The organism is Stutzerimonas stutzeri (genome assembly GCF_051028275.1).
Taxonomy (GTDB): domain Bacteria; phylum Pseudomonadota; class Gammaproteobacteria; order Pseudomonadales; family Pseudomonadaceae; genus Stutzerimonas; species Stutzerimonas stutzeri_AS.
Map to the genome: position 1 here is coordinate 2,514,308 of NZ_CP069269.1, position 22,550 is coordinate 2,536,857.

Consider the following 22,550-nt stretch of genomic DNA (forward strand, 5'->3'; position numbering starts at 1 on the left):
GATCAACTCACACCACGCGTCAGCAGATCAGCGATCGAAAGGGTGAACATGAACACAAGCCAGAACCCTGCGCCCAACGCGAAGAAGCGCACCAGAGGCGAATGGGTGCCGAGCTGGGCCAGACCAAACAGCACTAGCATGGCCTGTCCGGCCGCACAAAGTAGAGAGACCATCGCCCAGTGTGGATATTGGATGGCTATCGTGACGCTGATCGCCAGTAGCGCCAGCAGCCCGACATAGATCAGTGCCAGCTTTCCCGCCTTCATGCTGCCCTCCCGACCAGATACAGCGAGGGATACAGGAATATCCAGATCACATCGACCATGTGCCAGTAGAGACCGACCATTTCGAGGGTGATCGCACGCTCCGGTAGTTTCATATGGGCGAAATGAATGCGCCCGACCATGCCGAGCACGATCACGACCGCAATCGTCACGTGTACCGCATGCAGCGCTGTGGCGAAGAAATAGATATTCATGAACAGCCGCGCAGCGGGATTCTCGAGCGGCGACTCGGGGCCTATACCGGGCAGCAGCCCTTCATGGTATTCCCAGCCGTATTCGAAGAATTTCACTGCCAGGAATGCCAGACCGAAGAACGCGCTAAGCAAGAGAAACTGTTGCACGCGACGGTAGTTACCCAAGCGCGAAGCCTGCACCATCAGGCTCATGCACAGGCTGCCGGTGAGCAGCAGCGCGCTGTTGAAACCCGCCAGAATCGAATGCAGATGATGCACCGCCTCATTGACTGCTGCGGGGTGTTGCAGGCGGTAGTAGTAGATCACCAGAAACAGCGCGCCGAACATCATGATCTCGGTCGCGAGGAACAACCACATCCCCAAAAAGCTTGCTTCGCGTTGCTGGGCGGCTGTCTTGTATGGCTCGGCCAAATACCCGTCACGATCGGCCATGGGTTGCCTCAGGTGGATAGTCGTACGCTTCAAAGTCTACGATCGGGGTTTCGATGAAGTTGTGCTTGGGCGGCGGCGACGAGGTGCGCCACTCCAGCCCTGCCGCATCCCATGGGTCGTCATCGGCCAACGGACCGTAACGCAACGACCAGAGTAAATAGCAGAACGGCATGATGTACCCCACCGCCAGCACCCCAGCCCCCGCAGACGACAGCACATGGAGGAACTGAAAGTCTTCCGGATAACTGTGGTAGCGGCGCGGCATGCCGAGATAGCCGAGCAGGAACTGCGGAAAAAAAGTCAGGTTGAAGCCGCAGAAGATCATCACTGCCGCGATCTTGCCCCACAGCTGCGAGTACATCCGCCCGGTCATTTTCGGCCACCAGAAGTGCAGCGCGCCGAAGAATCCAGCCACCGCGGCACCCACCATGATGTAGTGGAAGTGCGCGACGACGAAATAGGTGTCGTGCACATGTACGTCGGCCGCCAGCAGCGCTAGGAACAACCCGGTGATGCCACCGATGACGAACAGCCCGATAAAGGTCAGCGCATAAAGGAAATGCGCGTCGATGGTCAGATTGCTTTTGTAGAGGGTCGCGGTCCAGTTGTAGACCTTGATCGCCGAAGGAATGGCGACCAAAAAGCTGAGCAGCGAAAAGACCATGCTTGCGTACATCGACTGCCCGGCGACGAACATATGGTGTCCCCACACCATAAAGCCGATGACCGCAATCGCAAGGCTGGAATACGCCACGAACGAATAGCCAAAAATGCGCTTGTGCGCCGCTGCGGTGATCAGCTCACTCATCACGCCCATCGCCGGTAGGATCATGATGTAAACCGCCGGATGGCTGTAGAACCAGAACAGGTGCTGAAACAGCAGCGGGTCGCCGCCCAGACTGGGGTCGAACACGCCGATGCCGAACAGGTACTCCGCCGCCACCAACAGCAACGTAATAGCCAGCACCGGCGTAGCCAGTACCAGAATGACCGAGGTGGCATACAGCGACCAACAGAACAGCGGCATTCGGAACCAGGTCATACCCGGCGCGCGCAGTGTATGAACCGTGACGATGATGTTCAGCCCCGTCAGGATCGACGAGAAGCCGACGATGAACACCCCTAGAATCACCGCGACCACATGTCCGTTGCTGAACATCGTCGACAGAGGCGTGTAAAAGGTCCACCCCGTATCCACGCCTCCGGCCAGCAGCGAATACAGGGTGAACAGGCCGCCGCCCACCAGCAGGTACCAGCTGAACAGGTTGAGTTTGGGAAACGCCATGTCCTTGGCGCCGATCATGATCGGAATGAGGAAATTGCCGAACACAGCCGGAATAGATGGGATCAGGAAGAACCACACCATGACCACACCGTGTAGCGTAAAGGTGCGGTTGTAACCGTCGGGGCTCAATAGATCCCCGTCCGGGGTGACCAGCTCGATACGCACCAGCGCGGCCGCCAGGCTACCTAGAAAGAAGAATGCCGTGACACCGATCAGGTAGAGGATCGCGATGCGCTTGTGGTCCGTGGTCAGCAGCCAGGTGCGTAAGCCATGCTCGTCGGCTAGGTAACTGGGCGCACGGTCAGCCGCCGGGTTCTTCTGACTCAAGGTATCGTCTCCTCTGGCGTCGGGCTGCGCGGGCTGTCGGCATGCGGCTCACCTTGGCCACCCTCCCCGACCTTGCTCAGCGACTGGATGTAAGCAGTCAGGCGCAACACGCCCTCTTCATCGATCACATTGGCAAAGCTCGGCATGATCGATTCGTAACCGGCTACGATCTGCTTGTGCGGCAGCAGAATGCTGTCGCGTATATAGGCCTGATCGGCCACGACAAAACTGCCGTCTTCCAACGCCACCCGACGGCCATAGAGCCCCTCGAGATTAGGCGCTTTGGCCACGGCTGCGGGGCCATGACAACCACTGCAACCGAACTGGCGAAACAGCACCTCGCCCTGTTCGGCCAGGGACTCGCTGGCGCCCGCTTGAGAGAGCCAGCGCTCGTACTCCTGAGGCGGCTGAACGATCAGCGTGGCGAGCATTTTCGAATGGTCCGTGCCGCAATACTCGGCACAGAACACTTCGTAGCGACCGGCTTCGGTGGCGTTGAACCATAGCTCTGTATAGCGCCCAGGCAGCAGGTCCTGCTTGATGCGCAAGGCCGGGAAATACAGGCTGTGGATGACGTCCTGAGAGATCATGTTAAGCCGCACCGGGCGCCCTACTGGCACATGCAGGGTATTGATCTCGCGTTGGCCACCGGGATGCTGGAATTTCCACATCCATTGCTTGGCCACGACCTGGATTTCCATGGCATCGACCGGTGGCGTGCGAACCTCGTAATACAGCTTCGCCGAGACCAGGTAGATGATCATCGAGCCGATGAAGGGCAGCACAATCCAGGTCATTTCGATCTTCATACTGCCGCGCGGGCGGTGGTCGCGTGGCACTTTGGTGCCCTTGCGGTAACGTATCGCGAACAGAATGGTGAGCACGAACACCGGAACGACGAAGATCGTCATCATTCCGGTAAATGACCAGATCAGCCAGTCGATGCTGCTCGCGTGCTCGGATGCAGTCTGAGGCCACAAGCGCAGGAAGTCATCGTTCATCGCCGCCCTCCCGCCTGTGACGTTCCCGCCACAGCGATAGCCCGATGAAACCGAGCAACGCCAATGCCGTCCCGGTGCCGCCCACCTGCAGCGCACCGATGATCCAGCTGTCGTAACCGCCGGTGCGCGGATTGTAGTGGTAACAGAGCAGCAGTAACTGATCGCTGAAACTCCCGACCCGCCCTTGGCCGGCATCGGTCAAAGCCAGCCGCAGATCGGTGGGCTGGTAGCCAAGCCCGTAAAGCCACTGCACCAGCTTGCCGGATGGACTCAGCGTGGCAATTGCAGAGGCGTGCGCGTATTCCTGAATGCCCGCATCCCAGCGGTAATGAAATCCCAGCGCGTCGCTGACTCTGCGGCTGGCCGACTCCGGTCCGGTGAGCAAATGAACCGATGCAGACCCCGCCAGCTCTGGCCATCGCCGGATCAGCTTGTCGCGTTCAGCACGGGCATCGGCTGGCGTCTCGTATGGATTGAAGCTATAGGTGATCACCACATAGTCCTTACCAAGTTCGAAGGGCACAGCGCCGAGCAGGTTGAACAGGCTCGCCAGTTGCGACCCGCACACGTTCGGGCAGCGGAAATAGAGCGGCACCAGCACCGCTGGCCGGCCGTCGAGCAATTGGGCGAGCGTGACCGACTCACCGCTGTCGTCAGTGAAACGCGCATCGAGTGGCACCTGCGCACCGGGTTGTGAATCGATGCCAGCGGCGGCGAAGGGATCGAACGGCTCGGCGGCGCGCACCGTAGCTGTCAACGCGAACGACAGCGCCGCAGTCAGGATCAGCAGGAGGCGGCTCATCAAGGTTCCGCCCTCTGTCTGGCCTGTTGCAGGCGTACATCCCGTTTGCCACTGGCCTCTACCGGAGCCGGCCAGCCGCGTTCGAGCAACAGCTCGCGTGCCCGTCGGAGCGGAATCCGTGCCACGCCCGCGTCGCGGTCGGTCCAGGCATAGCTTTCCAGTCGCTGCTCGGCCTCATGAACGATCTGCCGGCCGTTGCCCAACGCATTGCTTTCCAGGCGCGGCTGGGGCGGAATGATTCTTTCGCGCTCAAGCCCCGACACTGGCGGTTCCGGCGTTGCGTGGTAATAGCTGAGCAACAGGCCAACAGCAGCCAGCGAGACCGCCAGAGTAATCACCAGACCGAAGCCGATCATCAGCAATACCCGGACCTTGGCATCGTGATGCTCGAAGCCGTCTTCCTTCGAGCGCGGATCGACCGGGACGCTCATGCGGACCTCCACGGCAAAGTCAGTAGCGCCATCAACCCAGCACCCGCAACGGCGGCTGCGAACAGCGCCAACGCGCTTGCCAGCCCACTCAAGCCCGACAAGCTGGCCATGCTCAGCCAGGCGCCTTCAGCCAGCCCCAGCAGCAGGGTGCCGCCAGCCAGTATCGCCAGGGGTATGCGACGCGCTGAAAATGGCCACCAGGTCGCAACGAATACCAGGCTCTGCAGCGCCACCAGCCAGGTCAGCAATGGCCATTCGCGGGCGCGAACTTCATACCAGCGAACCTCCTCGGGCAGGTTGCCGTACCAGACGATCAGATACTGCATGAAATGCAGGTAGATCCAGGCCAACGCGGCGGCGGACAGCAAGCCGCGCAACACTCCCGGGCGGGAGGCGCCAGCGAACAGGCTGCACAGAATGCAGACAGCGATGCCAGACAGCATCAGTCGGCCCAGCCATAACAGCCCGAAGATGCTGGACGCGAAATGCGGCTCCATCGACTGCGCCCAGTCAAAAGCCGCCAGCGACACACTCAATACCACGGCGATCAGTCCCAACCCCGCCCCCGCCGGGTTACGCAGCGCAGATGGCAGCAGCCAGCGGGCCAGCACCCACCACAGCCCAACATAGAGCAGCCCACGCACGACGAAACTGGGCCACCAGAGCCAGAACCCGCGAAAGCCGTTGTTGTGGTGCTGCGTCCACTCGTATATCACCCCGGCTCCGAGCAGCCCCGGAAGCACCAGTATGGCCAACGCCGGCATGGCTTGGCTGGCAACCAGCGTCCAGGGCCAGAGCTGATCGCGAACGCTGCCGCGGACCAGCGCCAAAGCAAGCCCCAGAGACAGCGCCCCAAGCGGAATCCCGGCCAAGCCCAACAGGCTCGCCACACAAGCGGCCAGCGTGTCGCGCGGCGCCATCAGTAGACCGATGCCAACTCCGATCACACCAACAGCCAACGCCACCCACGCAGCGCTGCGTGCTTTCATGAGTCGTGCGGCCTTCATGGCAGCGCCTCCAGCTGACGGCGATCAGCCTCGGGAAGCGTGCCGACCTCAGACGCTCGTGCCAGTTGCAGGGCACGGATGTGCGCGACGATCGCCCAGCGATCCGCTGGCTTCACGCGCGCCGCGTAGCTGTACATCACGCCATAGCCATCGGCGATGACCTGAAGGAAATGGCGATCCGGTGCTTGCACCAGACGTGGATCGGCGAAGTCTGGCGGTTGCGGAAAGCCCCGATTGACGACCGTCCCCAGGCCATCACCGGCCAAGCCGTGACAAGGCACACAATTGATGCGGTAGCGCTCCTCGCCGCGGGCCAGCAGCTCTTCGGTCAGCGGTGGACGCTCGGCGAGCACCGCCTCCCATGACAGTTCGCCACGGGCTACGGTGCCCAAGGGCGGCGCCTGGTTCACCTTGCCGTCCGGAAAAAACAGGCTGGACTCCTGCGCGTCAGCACGCGGCTGCTGGGCCATCTGATCGCAGCCACTGAGCAGCACGATGAAGACGAAAAGCCAACGCATCAGGCAGGCACCTTGCTGACCGATACGGCCCGCTCCGCCAGCCACAGCGCAGTGCCCGTCTCGTTGAACAGCGGATCGTCAGCGCGGATACAAAGCAGAAAGCGGTCGTCGGAAGCGCGCTGGAACGCCTCGGTTTCGAACAGCGGATGATGCAGCAGAGGCAGTCGGCACAGGCAAAACAGGCCGAACAATGCGCCAAGCGCACCGCCGGTAATGGTCATCAGGAACGTGATGACGGCGAAGCCCTGCAAAGCGATCAGCGGCCGACCGCCAATATCCAGCGGGTAGCTGAGATTGGCGTATATCTGCATGCCCAATCCCAGCCCGCCACCGATCAGCGCACCGAGGATACCGGCCCAGTAGGCGCGATTGTTGCGCTGGCCTAGCACCGGTTCCAGTTCCGGCAGCATGAACGGGCTATAAGCCTCCATCCGCGTGTAGCCTGCTTTGCGGGCAGCGCGGGCAGCTTCGATCAGCGGCTCAGGATGGGTGAAATCGGCCAGAAATCCGTAGCAGCGCTCAGTCATCGGCCCCTCCCCGATAGCTGTGCAAGGCCTCTTTGAGTTCGAAAGTGGACACCATCGGAAGCAGGCGCATAAACAGGCAAAACGGCATCAGAAAGAGCCCGAAGGTCCCAATAAACAGCGACCAGTCCCAAAAGGTCGGGCTATAGCTTTGCCACATCGACGTGAGGTAATCGCGGGTGGCAGGTACGATGATCAGCATCCAACGCTCGCACCACATACCGATCAGCACGCCGACGGCAATCGCCAGCAACGCCTTGCCGTTGCGCCGCACCTGCGGCCACCAGAGCGCCTGCAGGCACATCAGATTGAAGAAGATTGCCGTCCAGTAGCTCCAGGCCATCGGCCCGGTCAGGCGCGCCATGGTGACGGTAATCTCGTGTTCCTTGCCCGAATAAAACGCAATGAAGATGTCGGCGAAATAGCCGTAGGCAGTCATCCAGCCGCTGGCAAGCAGCAATACGCCCAAGATGTCCAGGTGCTTGACCGTGATCAGCAGCTGCCAGCCGAAGAAGCGGCGAAGCCCCAGCGCAATGACGATCACCAGCGCGAAACCGGAGAAAATCGCGCCAGCGACGAAATACGGCGGGAACACCGTCGAGTGCCAGCCGGTTTCCGGCGCCAGATCGAGAAGGAACGAGTAGCCGCTGGACACCGCAAACACGAGCGGAATCGCCAGCAGCGCAATGAAACGGTAGGCCCTGCGCCAGTGAGCCCAGTGCGAAGATGCGCCACGCCAGCCAAACGCCAGCAGCCCGTAGAAAATCTTGTAACGCCGCTTGCGGGCGTGATCGCGGGCGGAGGCGAAGTCCGGAATCGAGCCGATATAGAAGAATATCAGCGAGACGAACAGGTAGCCGAGCACCGCAAAAAAATCCCAGGACGTCGGGCTCTTGAACTGTGGCCACAACTCCATCGTGTTGGGGTACGGAGCGCTCCAGTAAAACAGCCAGGGCCGTCCCAGATGCAGAATCGGATAAATACCCGCACACACCACAGCCATCAGCGTCATCAGCTCGGCCATTCGGTTGAGCGAGTTGCGCCACGGCCGGTTGAGCAACAGCAACATGGCCGAGATGAAGGTTCCAGCATGGCCGATGCCCAGCCACCACATGTAGTTGAGGATAGGGAAACCCCAGTTCACCGGAATGTTATTGCCGAACACACCCACGCCCTTCCAAATCACTACGATCGCCGAGGCGATGAACAACCCCAGCAGCAGACAACTGAAAATAAACAGTGCCCACCAGGCGCGGCGGTACGGCGCGAAATCGACAGGGATGGTCAGCACCCGATCTGACACTTCGCCGAGCGGCATCTGTCTCGGCAGGAAATGCGGCGTATCGGCGCCGATGTGCTGGTCACGGGAGCCGGCTTCGCTCATGACTCGTCCTCGATGACCTTTGGCAGCTCGACCACGCCCAGATAGGTTGTCTTCGGCCGGGTGCCCAGCTCTTCCAACAGTCCGTAGTGACGCTGGGTGTCACGCCCTTCGCGCACGCGCGCAGCGGGATCGGATAGATCACCGAACACGATCGCCTGGGTTGGACAGCTCTGCTGGCAAGCGGTCTGCACCTCGCCGTCCGCTATAGGGCGATTCTCGATACGCGCCGCGATGCGCGCCTCACTGATTCGCTGAACGCAGTAGGTGCACTTCTCCATGACACCGCGCGAGCGCACCGTGACGTTGGGGTTGCGTTGATGCTGGATCGACGGCTCATCGTCCTCCGTCCAGTCGAACCAATTGAAGCGGCGAACCTTGTATGGGCAGTAGGACGAGCAGGTGCGAGTGCCTATGCAACGGTTGTAGATTTGCTCGTTGAGCCCATCCGGGCCGTGCACCGTGGCGTTGACCGGGCAGCCGACCTCGCAAGGCGCCTGCTCGCAGTGCATGCACGGCACGGGCTGGAACGCCGACGACTCGGGCTCGTCAGGATCACCCTTGTAATAGTGATCGACCCGCAGCCAGTGCATGTTTCGCCCCATGGCGACCTGTTCCTTGCCCACCACCGGGATGTTGTTCTCCGCCTGGCAAGCGACCACGCAGGCATTGCAGCCGATGCACTGATCGAGGTCGATGGTCATGCCCCAGACCGGCTCGTTCGGAGGGGTCGGTGGGTAGAGCGTTTTCGTCTGCTCGAAGCGGTAAAGCGGCTCCGTCGAGACCTTGCGGTAGGCCTCATCGCGCGGCTCGCTCTTGATGGCTTCCTTTCCGTGAGGAATGTGATGCGATTGCGTCGTGGCCAGCGGCAGGAATTCGCCTGTCTTTTCCAGCTTCGCGCCGCGACGCAACCAGGGATCGCCGGCCGTGCGTAACGGTGCAATGTCATAGCCCTGACGGTCAGCGACGCGCCCGGCGCGGGTGCGGCCGTATCCGGCGTACAGGCTGAGGGTGCGTTCGGCGTGGCCAGGCATGATCCAGGCCGGGCCAATCACCACCCGATGGCCGATCGTGACCTTTACCAGGTCACCGTTCGACAGCCCGTATTCTTCGGCCAGCTTCGGCGCGACCCCAACCACGTTGTCCCAGGTGAGTTTGGTAATCGGCTTCGGTAGTTCCTGCAGCCAGCCGAGGTTCGCCAGTCGGCCGTCCCACACGCTAGGGTCAGGCAGAAAGCGCAGTGTCAGCCCTTCTTCAGCGGCTGGATCGTTCTCCCAAGTGACGGGACCTGCCTCGACCGCCAGCGCAGGGAACACCGTATCGGTGATGAAACCGCGCTCCAGTGCCTGCCGCCAGGCGGTTTCATCCAGCTGCTGCCAGGTCTTTCGTACCTCGGCACGCCCACTGGGGTTGAGGTCGCCCTGCATCAGCGCCAGCACCTCGGACAAGGTGCGGCTGCTGTAGAACGTACGCACCAGCGGCTGACCAAGGCAGACGCTGCCATCGGCGGCACGTGCGTCCTGCCAGCCGTCGAGGTCGTGAGTCAGCGGCAGGTGCCAGTGGCAGTAGGCCGCCGTCTCGTCATAGTAGAGCCCGGCATGAATGCGCAACGGAACCTGATTCAGCACTTCGTCAAGCTCGAGGTCCGCTGGCGCTGTGTCGACGGGGTTGCATTCGAGCATCAGCAACGTATCCACCTGATCGCTGCGGATCGCCTCGACCAGACCAGGCAGATCACCCAGACGCTGGCCTCCCGCTTCCAGCCACACGACCGGCTCACTATAGATCAGCGTTTTGCCGACGTTGCCCAGCCGCTGGTTAAGCCGATGCACAGCGGCCTGTACCGCCACGGGCGTGCGCTCGCTGGCGGTGATCAGACAGCGCCCGGCGCGGGCCTTCAATCCGTTCGCTACAGCCTCGATCCAGCGTTGACGTTCGGCCGCCAACGGTTGAACAGGCCCGTCGCCCTCCCCCAATGCGGCTGACAACGCCTGCACATAGGCTTGCAGCATTTCCGGCTCGATTCGTTTGCGCTCGCTAGCCTTGGCACCGGTAAGTGTTGGCACGGACTCAACCACCAGCAATCGAGCTTCGCCGTCTCCGCGCGCCGCCTCTCGCTTGCGCTCGCCCCAGCGAACGGCATTCGGTAGCTCTCGGGGCCCGAGGCCAAGCCAGTCGTGCTCAAAACTCAGCACCCATTCGGCTTTCTCGAAGCGGTAGTGCGTATCGACGGCCCGGCCGAACGTTCGCTCGGCTGCTAGGTAGTGGTCACCTTCGAAAGGCTCGTGCCGATACAGCCGAGCTTCGGGCCAGCGCTGCAGCATCTCGGCGAACTGCCGCTGCAAAGTCGGTGAGCTGGAGGCCCCGAGCAGCATATGCAGCCCGCGGCCACGTTGCCCGTCGAGTCGTTCGGCCAGGCGGCTCGCCTCGAGTTGAAAGCTGTCCCAGGTCGCATCGACACCCTTGAAGCGCGGCGCCTGCGAACGATCAGGGTCATAGAGTTGCAGAACCGCCGCCTGGATGGTGGCTGTGCTGGCCCCACGGCTGACCGGATGATCGGGATTGCCTTCGAGCTTGGTCGGACGGCCAACATGCGTGCGGCCAAGCACCGGCTGGGCATAGCCGGCGAAGGTCACCGTTGTCGCATACCACTGAGCCTCGCCGGGGATGATCTTTTCTGGCTGGACCACATAAGGCACACCCTTTTCCGGCTCACTGCAGCCGGCCAGCCCGGCCATCGCCATCGAGGCGCCCATCACTTGCAGAAAGCGTCGACGGTCCATCTGCGGTGCAATCGACGGAAACTCGGCCTCGACGAACTCAGCGAACGCCGGTTCGTCCGCCAGCTGCTCGAGGCTACGCCAGTACCCGGCGCCACGCTCGCCTGCCAGACGCTCGCGAATCGCCGTCCAGTCGAGGGGCGCAGGGTGCCGCGGGTCGGTGTCATCTCGAATATGCATGGCCTACCTATGGCATATGTAGCAGTGGGTCAGGTCGCCATCGCCGATGTGGTATTTGCGCATCAGCGTCTCGCCGAGTTCCTGGCGGTTGCCCTCGTATTGCCAGCTCATGTCGGTCACCGCGTCCCGCGGACGCAGGCGCGGCGCAGGGTTCTGATGACAATCGAGACACCAGCTCATGGTGAATGGCTCGGCCTTGTACATCAGCGGCATGCGGTCGACCTGCCCATGGCATTCGACGCAGCCCACACCGGCATTCACGTGTACCCCGTGGTGGAAGAACACGTAATCCGGCAGCTCGGACACACGGTTCCAGCGCAACGGTTCGCCCTCCACCAGGCTCTGACGGACCGGTGCGAGCATTTGCGCACCGGTCCATATCTGCGAATGGCAGCTCATGCAGGTATGCGTAGGTGGCAGGCCTGCCACTGCGCTGGTCTCGACGTTGTCATGGCAGTAGCGACAGTCGATCTGCAGCGCACCCGCGTGATGTTCATGGCTGAACGGCACCGGCTGGTGGACCGTCCAGCCCTGGTCTGTGACATAGGAAGACCGCGAGAGCATGACGAACACGACGAAAATCCCGACAAGCCCCAGTGACAAAAGGAGCAATACCAGACGTAACCACATGTCGGCGGTGCGGGGGAAAAGCTGGGCCATCCGGTAAGGCGCATCCTGGCTGGATCTGTTTGTGACGTTATGTTTCTGGCCGCCCATCGCTAGATGAGTTCAATCGAAACGGCAATCTATTGAAGCGGCCGTCAGGGAATCCACACAAATCGGAAGGGAACATTTGCGCAGGCCTGTCAGTCAGCTATGGACAATCATTTGCCGGACGTACCCTCGGAAATAGACGCTGAGGACGACGATTCGGCTGGAGCTGCCGGACCGTGCCGGCGCCAGGCCAGGACGCCAATACCCATCCGATACCAACAACGGAGGCCTGATGACCAACTGCACGATCCACTTCGACGGCACGCCGCTGAACGGTGAAGCCGATACCCCGCTGATCGACTTCCTGGCCAGCCATGACATAGACCTTCCTCACGTCTGCTATCACCGCGCGCTGGGCTCGCCGCAAACCTGCGATGTCTGCTGGGTGCAGGTCGACGGCGAACTGGTGCGCGGCTGCACGTTGAAGGCGCACGACGGGCTGGAGATCACCAGCCAGATAGCCGAAGCCAAGGCGGCACGCGAGGAAGGCATGGACCGGCTGGTGGCCAAGCACGAGCTGTATTGCACGCTCTGCGAGCACAACACCGGGGACTGCACGCTGCACAATACCTACGCGCAGATCAATCCGCCGATCCAGCGCTACGAGTTCAAGCGCAAGCCCTACGAGAAAGACCATTCGAACCCGTTCTATACCTACGATCCGGACCAGTGCATTCTCTGCGGTCGTTGTGTCGAGGCCTGCCAGAACGTCGAGGTCAACGAAACATTGTCGATCGACTTCAACATGGAGCACCCGCGCGTGCTCTGGGACGGTGGCAAGCCGATCGACGATTCGAGCTGCGTGAGTTGTGGCCATTGCGTCACCGTCTGCCCCTGCAACGCCCTGCTGGAAAAAACCATGCAGCCAGACGCCGGCCCGTTCACGGCGATTCCGCAAGACGTCAAGCGGCCAATGATCGACATGGTCAAGAAGCTCGAGGAAACCATCGGTGCGCGGCCGATCACCGCCATCTCAAAGATGGACATGCATTGGCGGCAGCCGGAGATCAAGCGCACCAAGACGGTGTGCACCTATTGCGGCGTGGGCTGTTCGTTCGAGATGTGGACCCGTGATCGACACATCCTCAAGGTGCAGCCGGTGGTCGATGCGCCGGCCAATGGCATCTCCACCTGCATCAAAGGCAAGTTCGCCTGGGATTTCGTCAACGATCCCAAGCGTCTAACCACCCCGTTGATCCGCGACAACGGCAAGTTTCGCGAGGCCAGCTGGGACGAGGCGCTTGACCTGGTGGCCCATCGCCTACTGCAGATCCGCGATACGCACGGGCCGGACGCAATCGGTTTCATCGGCTCAAGCAAGGCCAGCAACGAAGAGGCCTACCTCACGCAGAAGATCGCCCGCGCGATCATCGGCACGAACAGCGTCGACAACTCCTCGCGCTACTGTCAGAACCCGGCGACCAAGGGCCTGTTCCGCACGGTTGGCTACGGCGGCGATGCCGGCACCATCGAGGACATGGAAAAAGCCGATCTGATTGTCATCGTGGGCAGCAACCTATCCGAGAACCACCCGGTGATCGCCTCCAAACTAAAGGCGCAGAAGAAACACCGAGGCCAGAAGTGGGTGGTCTTCGATCCGCGCAAACACGAAATGGCCGAGCGCGCCGACATTCACCTGCGACCGAACTCCAGCACCGACATGGTCTGGGCCTCGGCCCTGTCGCGCTACATGTTCGAGCACGGCTACGCCGACATCGAATTCCTCAACGCGCGGGTCAACCAGATCGAGGAATACAAGCAGTCGCTCGCTCCCTTCACCATGGAGTTCGCGGCTGAGGTCACCGGTATTGCGAAAGAAAAATTGATCGAGGCCGCCGAGCTGATCGGGCAGGCAAAAAGCGTGTGCCTGCTCTGGGCCATGGGTATCACCCAGCACAGCCACGGCTCGGACACCAGTACAGCGCTGTCGAACCTCCTGTTGGTCACCGGCAACTACGGACGCCCCGGCACTGGCGGCTACCCGATGCGTGGCCACAACAACGTGCAGGGCGCCAGCGATTTCGGGTGTTTGAAAAACATGTACCCCGGCTACGAAAAGGTCACCGAGGAAAAGAACCGCGACAAGTGGGCCAAGGCCTGGGGCGTGCCGAGGGAGAAATTGTCTCTGGAAAAAGGCAACGACAACTTCACCATGGTCCAAGGCGCCGATGAAGGTTCGGTCAAAGCGATGTTCATCATCGGCGAGGAGACCGCATTCTCCGATGCCGACAGCCGAAACGTGCATAGCGGCTTCGAAAGCCTCGATTTCATGGTGGTGCAAGACATCTTCATGAGCCGTACCGCCGAGTTCGCCGACGTGGTGCTGCCCGCTTCTCCGTCGGTCGAAAAGGACGGCACCTTCACCAACACCGAGCGGCGCATTCAGCGCTTCTATCAGGTGCTGCCACCCCTGGGAAATAGCCGACCTGACTGGCAGATCCTCACCGATCTCGCCAAGCGTATGGGCCATGACTGGGGTTACACCCACCCGAGCCAGATCATGGACGAGGTGGCCGGCATCGCCACCATGTTTCAGGGCATCAGTTACGAACGGCTCGAAGGCTGGCAGTCGCTGTTCTGGCCGATGCAAACTGACGGTAGCACCACGCCGCTGCTCTATACCGAGCGCTTCCACACCGACGACGGCAAGGCCGTGCTCTTCCCGCTGGAATGGAAGCAGCCAGCCGAGGCGGCCGACAGCGAGTACGACATCATGCTCGACAACGGCCGGATGCTTGAGCAGTTCCAAGGCACTAACCAGACCGGTCGCGGGCCACGCATCTGGTCACAGGCGCCGAACTGGTTCGTCGAGGTCAGCCCAGAGCTGGCTGCTGAACGCGGCATTGAAGATGGCACCTGGGTCCGCGTGACCTCACGGCGCGGTTCGGTAGAAGTACGCGCCACCGTGACCGACCGGGTCGCTGGCAAGACGCTGTTCATGCCCATCCACCAGGGCAAGCCAGGCCTGAACCTGCTTACCGGCGAGCACCACGACCCCGACGTGAACACGCCGGCCTACAAGGAAACGGCGGTGAAGCTTGAGGTACTGCCGAAAAAAGGCGAACCGCCGCTACCGTCGAACAACTTCCGCCACGCCACGCGCACCCCGAACGATGGCGTGCCCGTAGAGGTGAAGTGGTACCGCGACGACTATGTCGCGCCGCCCGCCCAAGCCCCGCATCCGGAGAGATTCTGATGGCCCAACGATTGAACTACGAGGTCAAGCCCACCCCGATCGGCCCCACAGCTCGGGAAGAGCTCGACACCTTGCTGGAAACGCTGCACCAGGGCGGAGTGTTGCGCTTCGCCAACGACCTGGCCGGCTCGCAACACCAAGTGCTCAAGGTGCTGATTGACGGGCTGAGCAAAGAAGGCTCGCTGAATGTCATGCAGAACCTGTCGATCCTCGGCATGGCGCTGTCACGTATCGAACCGGCACAGTTCTACAAGATCGTGTTTGCGCTCCAATCGGCGTTTGGCGCCGTCGGGCGCTACAAGCCGGATGACAAGCACGACGAGGCGCCGGGCGTGACTGGTGCCTACAAGATGCTGCATGACGACGAATTGTGGGCGGCACTCATGCCGATTATCGATGGGTTGAAGACCTTCGCCAGCGGCCTGGACAAAGAAGCGGAAAAGCCGATCACCGCCTTCAGCGGCAAGCAGACCGACCAATGAGGCGAAGTGGTCCTGACCGTTACCGCTCACGCCAGGCAAGCAATTGCCTGGCGAAATCCTGCAGATCGTCACCGTGCAGATCCGGCTGGCTACCGGCTGGATTGAGCACCTTGCCGGGGCGCGCAATGAACGCCGTCCGGCAGCCGGCCACCGCCGCGCCGGTGATGTCCCAGGCATGAGCCGCGACCATCATCATTTCGTCCAGGTTGATGCCGTGGCGCTCGGCAGCCATCCGGTAAGGTTGGGGTGCTGGCTTGTAACGCTGCGTTTCCTCGACTGACAGGACTGCGTCGAAGCTATCTCCCAGCCCCGCCGACGCCAACTGCTGCCGCAACGCCTGCAGACTACCATTGCTCAATGCAGCCAGATGAAACCCCGCGCCGCGTAGCTGTTCCAGCGCGGGGTGCACATCCGCATGCGCTGGCAGCCGCTTCATGCCATCAACCAATGCCTGACATTCAGCCTCGCTCACCTCGACGCCACGTCGTTGCCCGACCATGACCAGTGCCGCCTGGGCCAATTCCGCGAAAGGCCGGAAGCGCTCGGTGATGGTCGCAGTCATCCAGCCTTCTTCCAGTGTCAGAAACCATTCGACACGACTTCTAGAATCACCGAACAGGCGCTCAAACAGCGGATCAAGCGCGGCGACATCAAGCAACGTCTCGTTTACATCGAACACCAGATGGCGAAGCATGATCTATCTCCTAAGCGGTTCATCGTGACGGTTAGCCGGCCCCAGCCGACGGCGTCGGTGCAAATCGCAAGTCACCACGCGGCGATCATGGCGCGGTACAGCGATACCAGCCGCGATAGCCGACGCGCAGGCCCTGCTCCAGCTCGAACAGCATATCGGCCTCACGTAGTTCGGTCGGCCGGGCTTCGTCGCCTGCCTTCGCCGGCTGGATCTTGACCGACAGGCCATCGCCACTCAGAGCGAAACCACCGGCTTCAGCCCGCTGCGCCGCAAGCTTGACCAGCCGGCCGTGAATCTTCACTACGCCCTGACCCGCGTTATCGCCGGTGATCTGCAGAGCCACCACGGGTGGGCTTTCTGCGGTGTAGGCAAAGATGCACCGCGGCCCTGTACCCAACACTTTCTCGACTTCGGCCGCGTCCAGCGTCTGCGGATCGATGGTCGGAATATCAGGTGTGTTCACCGCTTCACGCGCCCCGACCACCTCCGGCGGCGGATCGCTCATCAGCGGTTTTTCAACGCCCTCTCCTGGCGCAGGGTCACCACAGGCGGTGAGCAACAGTGCAGCGAGGGGCGTGATCAGTTTCCAAGCGAGCGAACCGCTCCGGTGCAGATGAAGACGCATCAGTCGACCCTCTCGAGTTCGTTTATCAGGTACTTCATTTCCGATATTTCGCGACGCTGCGCCGCGATGATTTCATCGGCCAATTTGCGTACCCGCGGGTCGGTAATCTGTGCGCGCTCGCTGGTCATGATTGCGATCGAATGATGGGGAATCATGGCTTTCATGTATTCGGCATCACCTACGGTGGCCTGGCTACGGACCAACCAGAGCGTCAACGCAAACACAACGACACTGCCGATATATATAGCGATATTGACGCGCTTGTTCTGATACATGCTCAGCATGAAACTCAGCATGATGATGGCCATGACGGCCCCCATTAACAACGCCATCCAGACGCGAGTTTCGCTCCAGAGCACATGCTCGAATGCGTAAGTATTCAAATACATCAAGCCGAACATCACGACTGTAGAAGTTGCGATCATGGCGGCGAAGCGCCAGTAAGACATTTGCATCATCGTTTTCCTTCTAGTGCCCGTGCGTACCAGTTTGCTGACCCAGCGCGGCGTACTCGCTGGCGGTCATGCCGGGTAATTGCTTGACGAAAGCGGCAATATCCCAAAGCTCAGCATCGCCATGCGTTTCGCCGAATGCCGGCATCGCCGACATCCGCACGCCATGTTTGACCAGCCAGAACACCTCGTTCGGCTGCCAATGCGCAGCCTCCTCGACAAGGTGCGGCGGTTGCGGCAGTAGGCCCCGGGCCCATTCGGCCCGTTCCACGCCTGGGCCTGCGTGGCAGTGCTCGCACATCGCCTTGTAGTGCCCCGCACCTGCGGCAATTTGCGTCTCGGAAAATTCTGCTGGCACCTCCAGATCTTCCGCCCGGGCCGATACCGAGTTTTGCATCGTGGTCGAGAACACCCAGCGAACGAAAGGCGAATGATCCTGAGAAGCTGCGATGTTGTATGCGCCGGTATACGCAACGAACAGCACCAGCAGCAAACTTAACAAAGCGGCCAATACAACCCCGGCCACTAAGCCTTTGAGCAAGGTGCTCTGAGCTTTTTGCATATTGATTAGCCTCTGATTAATTGCCGTCGTCAGAGGCATAGACAAAACAATACGGCGCAGAGTTGCCTGTTATTACTCACCATAAAAAACGTAATCTCGGCAGATCCAGCGATATGTTATTGATCCGCTTCAATCGTTTTCCAATTGCCAGCCACTATTAAATGCAGGCTTGATCATGACCCAAGGCCAGCTGAAACAAGCGTGAAAAGCACGAAGCCGCCGACGAATGCCAGGACTGAACTGCGGTGGTCCTCCGCGCTTTCGTGAGCCTCCGATAGCATGTCCTCGACCGCCGCTACAGTGAGCAACCCTGCGGTCAAGGCAAGCATACCCATCTTCCATATGTCAGCCTGGTCACGCAGCAGGTAGTAAGCCAGCGCAGCGGCGACCAGGACCGGCAGCGCGAACGAGGCGGACAACAGCAGCCGACGACTCCGTGGGATGCCCTTGTCCTTCATGTTGGCGATCGTGGCATAGCCTTCCGGCACATCCGCCATCACCTGCCCCAAGGCCAGGGTTAATGCCAGGGCGGTCGAGACACTGGAACCGGTCCCGATCATCAGGCCATCGCTGAACAGGTCCACGGAGACAGCCACGAAGATCATCCACATGCCCAGCGAGGCGCCACCCTGACGCTGATCGCCACCCTGCAGCCTGTCGACGAGGCTCTCGATCGCGACATAAGCCAAACCACCCAGGCCGAAGGCCAAGGCTACCGTCCAGCCAGAAATGGCCGCCAACGCCTCGGGCACCAGTTCGACAGCAACCACCGCCAGCACTACCCCTGCGGCCGCATGCAGCGCTAGATTCAGCTGTCGCTGCGATACGGGAAAACGTTCAGCGAGCAGACCACCGGCGAAATTACCCAATGCGGGCAATAACGCGAGCCCAAGTACCGTCCAGATATCATTCACAGGGTTCCCCTTGCTTGCCCTAGACCCCTTGCCCTATCGGTCCGACAGGTTGGTGGAAGCAGGCTCAGCGGCGCCGGGCCTATAGAAACGATTCAAGTCTGCAGACCCGCGCCAGCCAGGCGTTGAAGCGCCTCCAGGGATTGGCCGGTTCTTTCTTGCAACAAAACGGCCGACCCTGACCCGCTTCGTAGTGCCAGGCCAGACCGGCATCCGGCGCGGTGCCGTCGAGCTGGACCTCGTAACTCACACGCTTGGAGAAACCCTCGACCAGCAACTGGTTTACCGCATCGGCTAGCGCGGAGCTGTCGATCAGGATGCCAACTTCGGCGTTCCACAGTACCGAGCGAGGATCGAAATTCAGAGGGCCGATGAACACCTGCTGGCCATCGAAGACCGCGGCCTTGCTGTGCAGACTCATTGGCGTATCGGGGAGGCTGTAGCTCGAGCGAATCGCCGGGCGTTTGCGCATTTCGAACAGCCGGACGCCCATCTTCAGCAGTGCCGCGCGATATAGCTGGTAGCCGCCGTGTACCAGCGGAACGTCCGTCGCCTCGAGCGAGTTGGTCAGCACCCGCACCGATACGCCCCTGGCTATACAGGCTTTGAAGTACGCGAGGCCTGCCTCCGTGGGGACGAAGTAGGCCGATACCATCGTCAATTCTCGACGGACACCAAGGGCGACAGGCAGCAGCGACCGGGTCATCAGATGGTTCTGGTCGGGCATGCCGGGTGTCGCCAGTTTGTCTGGCGGATCCCAAAGCACAGTCGCGCGCGCCCAGACCAGACGACCCAGCCACGTGCCAAGCTGTGGCGCTTGGCGGTAGGCAACCAGCTGCGCACATCGCTCCGGCGCGTCGGTCCAGGCATTGTCGATTTCCTGTGACATGGGTCTGGGTTGCCGAAGTTGACCAAGCCGCCTGCCGGGCTTACGTAGGCACTGCTCGATGGGCACGGCCAGTGAATGCCGCCAGTACGCCTCGAAACTGGCAGACAGTTCCTGCGCCACACAGCCGATACCCAACAGGTCAATGTCAACGAAGTTGCGGCTGGCATCGGCATCGAAATACTCATCGCCAAGGTTTCGCCCGCCCATGATCACCAGCTCGCCGTCGGCCAACAGCAGCTTGTTGTGCATCCGCCGGTGTTGCTGAGAAAGCTCGATCAGGCGACCCGCTTTTCGCGTGGCGGTGTGCTTACGGCCGCGCCGAGGTGGGTTGAATACCTTCATTTCGATATTGGGATGGGCAACGCTGAGCAGAATGCGGTGGTCGCGCGCATCACTGGCGAAGTCATCGAGCAGGAGCCGAATCCGTACTCCGCGGTTGGCCGCCTGTAATAACTCGCCAAGCAACAGTCGCGTACTGACACCGTCGTGGGTGATGTAGTACTGCAGGTCAACCGTCTCGACGGCCTGGATGATGGCTTCGGCTCGTGCGCTGAAGGCATCCTGACCGGACAACAGCAGACGAAAACCTGACTGGCCCGGCGTAGCGGCCTGAACCAGGGACTGAATATGCTGTTTCACGCCCGAAGCGGGCGCCTCCCCGCGCGACGGTCCATGGCGCGCCGACGCGGACCGATAGTGCTCGATGTCTGCAAACGGCGGCATCGCGCTCAGGCGCCCTGCCCCCAGTTCATCTCCAGCCCGCCGTCGATGACGAAGTCCTGTCCGGTGACGTAATCGGATTCGGGGCTGACCAGATAAAGTGCCAGTTCCGCCACTTCTTCGGGCTGCCCCGGGCGATGCCAGGGAATGCGCGGCATCTCCTCCTCGCGCTTTTGGGGATCGTCCACGCGCTTCATGGTCATTGGCGTACGGATCAGGCCGGGGGCAATGGCGTTGACGTTGATCTTCATCGGCGCCAGCTCCATCGCCAGGCTTCGGGTCATCAGCAACAATCCACCCTTGGCCGCGCCATAGGCGACGTTGTTTGGGCTCGGAATGGCGTCGTGCACCGATGTGATATTCAACAGCTTGCCACCGCCGCCTTCGTTCTGCCGTCTACGAACGAACTCGCGTGCGCAGAGGAACGGCCCATACAGATCGGTCTTCAACACTTTATCGAACTCTTCAAAGGTCAATTCCGTGAACGCTTTGCTTTTGCCGGTGCCGGCGTCGTTGACGAGGATGTGCGGCACACCCAATTGCTCGTCCACTGCGGCGAACAGTGCCTTGACGCTCGCCTCGTTGGTGACGTCGAGCTGGCATACGATGCTGCGCGCTCCGGCCTCACGCACCCGCTGGGCGGTGGTCTGCGCGCCCTGTTCGTCGGTGTGCCACGTCACCGCAACATCCGCCCCTTCGCGCGCGAAGGCGGCGGCCATGGCTTGACCCATGCCTGAGTCGGAACCGGTGATAACGGCGATTTTACCGGTGAGCTTGCCCATTGAAGCCTCCTGTACGGGTGAGGGTCCGGCTGCGAATGGCCGGATGCTGGGGGTGTATGGTTGGGACCGGGTGTCATCACAGGTGACGCCGTCCATTCATCGTCCACGGGCAAAAGATCGCTCAGCCCGGCGTCGGTGCGTCTTCGTGCATCAATCCCTGAGCCTTGGCCGAGGCCCAGAACGCATCGGGCACCCGTGCATCGACCATCGACGCCACATTTTCGCGAACCTGCTCTGGGCTGCTCGCACCAGGGATCACCGAGGCGACCACATCCGGTGCGTTGCAGAACTGAAGCGCCGCGGTGCGTAGATCGACACCGTGCTCCTGCGCCAGTGCCCGATAGCGCTCACGCTTCTGTGCGATGTCCTCTGGAGCGCCGCGGTTGTAGTTGTAATACTCGCCCCCGGCCAAGTAACCGGAATTGAGCGGCGCGCCGAGAACGAGCGAGACGTTGCGCTTCTTGCAGGCCGGAAACGCACGCGTCAGGGCGTCCTCATGCTTGAGCAGCGAATACTGGGTGGCTAGCAGACTGATATCCGGATCGGAGACCTCCAACGTCTTGAGCAAGGGTTCGATGGTGTTTACGCCCAGGCCCCAGCCTTTGATCAGGCCCTCCTCGCGCATTTTCACCAGCTCAGGCATGGCACCTTTACGCGCAACTTCAAAGTGTTCGCGCCACTGCTCGCCCATGTGATCAGGCGACAGGTCGTGTATGAACACCATGTCCAGGCGCGGCACACCCAGCCGCTGCAAGCTGTCTTCGATGGAGCGGCGGGTCGCAGAAGCGGAGAAATCCCATTTGGGACGGAAGTTGTCGATCCCCTCCCAACCGGGATGGTCGTAACCCGGATCGGGCTCCAGCAGCCGGCCGGTCTTCGACGACAAGACGTAGCTGTCGCGTTCGCGTGGGTAGAGCAATTGGCCGACCCGCCGCTCACTCAAACCCAACCCGTACCAGGGCGAGGTGTCGTAGTAGCGGATCCCCTGCTCCCAGGCCGCCTTGAGAATAGCGCGTGCCTGCTCTTCACTGATCTGTCTGCGCATGTCGCCCAGAGCGATGGCGCTACCGAGTCCGAAACGCTGGGTTGGTCGATAGCGTGGGTGATCGCCGTTGTTGCGCGGCAGCGTTTCGGGAGAGCGGCTTGCCGACGGAGAGGTAGTCGTTTGCGCTAACAGTTGCGGCGCAGTCAGCGCCAGCGCACTGCCGGCAGCCAGGGTCGAGAGGAATATACGACGCTGCATGCAGCCTCCTGATGATGTGCGGCCTCGAAAATTCACTGCGTCGCGCTCCGCAACGCCTCTTGGTGGGCCGATACGAAAAGGACTATCAGCTGATCGATGCATTCCCTCTGCAGGACGGGCGGTCACGAGGCTGC

At 61.3% G+C, this 22,550-nt stretch carries 22 protein-coding genes; 2 read left to right on the forward strand and 20 right to left on the reverse strand.

Features of this window, described 5'->3' with window-relative positions; translation table 11 throughout:
• Window positions 1–2: 2 nt before the first annotated feature.
• The 12 genes from JQR87_RS11445 to JQR87_RS11500 are packed head-to-tail and all read right to left on the reverse strand — an operon-like array spanning window position 3 to window position 11,806.
• Entirely contained in the window at window positions 3–266 is a 264-nt protein-coding gene (locus JQR87_RS11445; protein ID WP_407297089.1) for a hypothetical protein, read from the reverse strand.
• Window positions 263–910: a cytochrome c oxidase subunit 3 gene (locus JQR87_RS11450; protein WP_407297087.1), complete on the reverse strand. Its 648-nt coding sequence runs from the start codon at window positions 908–910 to the stop codon at window positions 263–265. The genes JQR87_RS11445 and JQR87_RS11450 overlap by 4 nt, the downstream gene beginning before the upstream one ends.
• Window positions 897–2,522, reverse strand: a complete 1,626-nt coding sequence (locus JQR87_RS11455; protein WP_407297085.1) for a cytochrome c oxidase subunit I — start codon at window positions 2,520–2,522, stop codon at window positions 897–899. Before JQR87_RS11455 ends, JQR87_RS11450 begins: the two co-directional genes overlap by 14 nt.
• Complete coding sequence (gene coxB / locus JQR87_RS11460; protein ID WP_407297083.1) at window positions 2,519–3,523, reverse strand: cytochrome c oxidase subunit II; 1,005 nt, start codon at window positions 3,521–3,523, stop codon at window positions 2,519–2,521. The genes JQR87_RS11455 and coxB overlap by 4 nt, the downstream gene beginning before the upstream one ends.
• Window positions 3,513–4,325, reverse strand: coding sequence for an SCO family protein (locus JQR87_RS11465; RefSeq protein WP_407297082.1), 813 nt, complete (start codon window positions 4,323–4,325; stop codon window positions 3,513–3,515). Before JQR87_RS11465 ends, coxB begins: the two co-directional genes overlap by 11 nt.
• The gene (locus JQR87_RS11470) at window positions 4,325–4,756 is read right to left on the reverse strand and encodes a hypothetical protein (protein WP_407297080.1); all 432 of its coding nucleotides are present in this window, start codon (window positions 4,754–4,756) and stop codon (window positions 4,325–4,327) included. Before JQR87_RS11470 ends, JQR87_RS11465 begins: the two co-directional genes overlap by 1 nt.
• Window positions 4,753–5,763: a hypothetical protein gene (locus JQR87_RS11475; RefSeq protein WP_407297079.1), complete on the reverse strand. Its 1,011-nt coding sequence runs from the start codon at window positions 5,761–5,763 to the stop codon at window positions 4,753–4,755. Before JQR87_RS11475 ends, JQR87_RS11470 begins: the two co-directional genes overlap by 4 nt.
• Window positions 5,760–6,281 (reverse strand): c-type cytochrome, encoded by a 522-nt coding sequence (locus JQR87_RS11480; protein WP_407297077.1) that lies wholly within the window; start codon window positions 6,279–6,281, stop codon window positions 5,760–5,762. The genes JQR87_RS11475 and JQR87_RS11480 overlap by 4 nt, the downstream gene beginning before the upstream one ends.
• Window positions 6,281–6,808: a DUF3341 domain-containing protein gene (locus JQR87_RS11485; protein ID WP_407297075.1), complete on the reverse strand. Its 528-nt coding sequence runs from the start codon at window positions 6,806–6,808 to the stop codon at window positions 6,281–6,283. The genes JQR87_RS11480 and JQR87_RS11485 overlap by 1 nt, the downstream gene beginning before the upstream one ends.
• Window positions 6,801–8,189, reverse strand: coding sequence for an NrfD/PsrC family molybdoenzyme membrane anchor subunit (gene nrfD / locus JQR87_RS11490; protein ID WP_407297074.1), 1,389 nt, complete (start codon window positions 8,187–8,189; stop codon window positions 6,801–6,803). The genes JQR87_RS11485 and nrfD overlap by 8 nt, the downstream gene beginning before the upstream one ends.
• Complete coding sequence (locus JQR87_RS11495; RefSeq protein ID WP_407297072.1) at window positions 8,186–11,146, reverse strand: TAT-variant-translocated molybdopterin oxidoreductase; 2,961 nt, start codon at window positions 11,144–11,146, stop codon at window positions 8,186–8,188. Before JQR87_RS11495 ends, nrfD begins: the two co-directional genes overlap by 4 nt.
• A gap of 3 nt (window positions 11,147–11,149) precedes the next feature.
• Entirely contained in the window at window positions 11,150–11,806 is a 657-nt protein-coding gene (locus tag JQR87_RS11500; RefSeq protein WP_407297070.1) for a cytochrome c3 family protein, read from the reverse strand.
• Window positions 11,807–12,092: 286 nt separating this feature from the next.
• Here JQR87_RS11500 and fdhF point away from each other — a divergent pair, with 286 nt between their 5' ends.
• Window positions 12,093–15,056 carry a formate dehydrogenase subunit alpha gene (fdhF, locus tag JQR87_RS11505; protein WP_407297068.1) on the forward strand — a complete coding sequence of 988 codons (2,964 nt, stop codon included), beginning with the start codon at window positions 12,093–12,095 and terminating at the stop codon, window positions 15,054–15,056.
• Complete coding sequence (locus JQR87_RS11510; protein ID WP_407297066.1) at window positions 15,056–15,538, forward strand: DUF1641 domain-containing protein; 483 nt, start codon at window positions 15,056–15,058, stop codon at window positions 15,536–15,538. The genes fdhF and JQR87_RS11510 overlap by 1 nt, the downstream gene beginning before the upstream one ends.
• 19 nt (window positions 15,539–15,557) lie before the next feature.
• Here the strand turns inward: JQR87_RS11510 and JQR87_RS11515 are convergent, their stop codons facing one another.
• The 8 genes from JQR87_RS11515 to JQR87_RS11550 form a co-directional block, all read right to left on the reverse strand.
• Window positions 15,558–16,232 (reverse strand): haloacid dehalogenase type II, encoded by a 675-nt coding sequence (locus JQR87_RS11515; protein WP_407297064.1) that lies wholly within the window; start codon window positions 16,230–16,232, stop codon window positions 15,558–15,560.
• A gap of 85 nt (window positions 16,233–16,317) precedes the next feature.
• A complete protein-coding gene (locus JQR87_RS11520) occupies window positions 16,318–16,857 on the reverse strand; it encodes a hypothetical protein (RefSeq protein WP_407297063.1) in 540 nt (179 codons plus the stop codon).
• The gene (locus JQR87_RS11525) at window positions 16,857–17,312 is read right to left on the reverse strand and encodes a DUF305 domain-containing protein (protein ID WP_312342400.1); all 456 of its coding nucleotides are present in this window, start codon (window positions 17,310–17,312) and stop codon (window positions 16,857–16,859) included. The genes JQR87_RS11520 and JQR87_RS11525 overlap by 1 nt, the downstream gene beginning before the upstream one ends.
• Before the next feature lie 13 nt (window positions 17,313–17,325).
• The gene (locus JQR87_RS11530; protein ID WP_407297062.1) at window positions 17,326–17,871 is read right to left on the reverse strand and encodes a c-type cytochrome; all 546 of its coding nucleotides are present in this window, start codon (window positions 17,869–17,871) and stop codon (window positions 17,326–17,328) included.
• 173 nt (window positions 17,872–18,044) lie between these two features.
• Entirely contained in the window at window positions 18,045–18,785 is a 741-nt protein-coding gene (locus JQR87_RS11535) for a ZIP family metal transporter (protein WP_407297059.1), read from the reverse strand.
• A gap of 79 nt (window positions 18,786–18,864) precedes the next feature.
• A complete protein-coding gene (locus JQR87_RS11540; RefSeq protein ID WP_407297057.1) occupies window positions 18,865–20,310 on the reverse strand; it encodes a phospholipase D-like domain-containing protein in 1,446 nt (481 codons plus the stop codon).
• 89 nt (window positions 20,311–20,399) lie between these two features.
• Entirely contained in the window at window positions 20,400–21,173 is a 774-nt protein-coding gene (locus tag JQR87_RS11545; protein ID WP_407297055.1) for an SDR family oxidoreductase, read from the reverse strand.
• A 121-nt stretch (window positions 21,174–21,294) separates the two neighbouring features.
• Window positions 21,295–22,416, reverse strand: a complete 1,122-nt coding sequence (locus JQR87_RS11550) for an aldo/keto reductase (protein WP_434157814.1) — start codon at window positions 22,414–22,416, stop codon at window positions 21,295–21,297.
• Window positions 22,417–22,550: the final 134 nt, after the last annotated feature.

Excerpts from the sequence above, each read along its gene's own strand:
- JQR87_RS11475 (WP_407297079.1), bottom strand. The coding sequence starts at position 5,763 with ATGAAGGCCGCACGACTCATGAAAGCACGCAGCGCTGCGTGGGTGGCG.
- JQR87_RS11550 (WP_434157814.1), bottom strand. The coding sequence starts at position 22,416 with ATGCAGCGTCGTATATTCCTCTCGACCCTGGCTGCCGGCAGTGCGCTG.
- JQR87_RS11515 (WP_407297064.1), bottom strand. The coding sequence starts at position 16,232 with ATGCTTCGCCATCTGGTGTTCGATGTAAACGAGACGTTGCTTGATGTC.
- JQR87_RS11520 (WP_407297063.1), bottom strand. The coding sequence starts at position 16,857 with ATGCGTCTTCATCTGCACCGGAGCGGTTCGCTCGCTTGGAAACTGATC.
- JQR87_RS11530 (WP_407297062.1), bottom strand. The coding sequence starts at position 17,871 with ATGCAAAAAGCTCAGAGCACCTTGCTCAAAGGCTTAGTGGCCGGGGTT.
- JQR87_RS11465 (WP_407297082.1), bottom strand. The coding sequence starts at position 4,325 with ATGAGCCGCCTCCTGCTGATCCTGACTGCGGCGCTGTCGTTCGCGTTG.
- JQR87_RS11500 (WP_407297070.1), bottom strand. The coding sequence starts at position 11,806 with ATGGCCCAGCTTTTCCCCCGCACCGCCGACATGTGGTTACGTCTGGTA.
- JQR87_RS11525 (WP_312342400.1), bottom strand. The coding sequence starts at position 17,312 with ATGCAAATGTCTTACTGGCGCTTCGCCGCCATGATCGCAACTTCTACA.
- JQR87_RS11485 (WP_407297075.1), bottom strand. The coding sequence starts at position 6,808 with ATGACTGAGCGCTGCTACGGATTTCTGGCCGATTTCACCCATCCTGAG.
- JQR87_RS11510 (WP_407297066.1), top strand. The coding sequence starts at position 15,056 with ATGGCCCAACGATTGAACTACGAGGTCAAGCCCACCCCGATCGGCCCC.
- nrfD (WP_407297074.1), bottom strand. The coding sequence starts at position 8,189 with ATGAGCGAAGCCGGCTCCCGTGACCAGCACATCGGCGCCGATACGCCG.
- coxB (WP_407297083.1), bottom strand. The coding sequence starts at position 3,523 with ATGAACGATGACTTCCTGCGCTTGTGGCCTCAGACTGCATCCGAGCAC.
- JQR87_RS11450 (WP_407297087.1), bottom strand. The coding sequence starts at position 910 with ATGGCCGATCGTGACGGGTATTTGGCCGAGCCATACAAGACAGCCGCC.
- JQR87_RS11470 (WP_407297080.1), bottom strand. The coding sequence starts at position 4,756 with ATGAGCGTCCCGGTCGATCCGCGCTCGAAGGAAGACGGCTTCGAGCAT.
- JQR87_RS11445 (WP_407297089.1), bottom strand. The coding sequence starts at position 266 with ATGAAGGCGGGAAAGCTGGCACTGATCTATGTCGGGCTGCTGGCGCTA.
- JQR87_RS11545 (WP_407297055.1), bottom strand. The coding sequence starts at position 21,173 with ATGGGCAAGCTCACCGGTAAAATCGCCGTTATCACCGGTTCCGACTCA.
- fdhF (WP_407297068.1), top strand. The coding sequence starts at position 12,093 with ATGACCAACTGCACGATCCACTTCGACGGCACGCCGCTGAACGGTGAA.
- JQR87_RS11495 (WP_407297072.1), bottom strand. The coding sequence starts at position 11,146 with ATGCATATTCGAGATGACACCGACCCGCGGCACCCTGCGCCCCTCGAC.
- JQR87_RS11480 (WP_407297077.1), bottom strand. The coding sequence starts at position 6,281 with ATGCGTTGGCTTTTCGTCTTCATCGTGCTGCTCAGTGGCTGCGATCAG.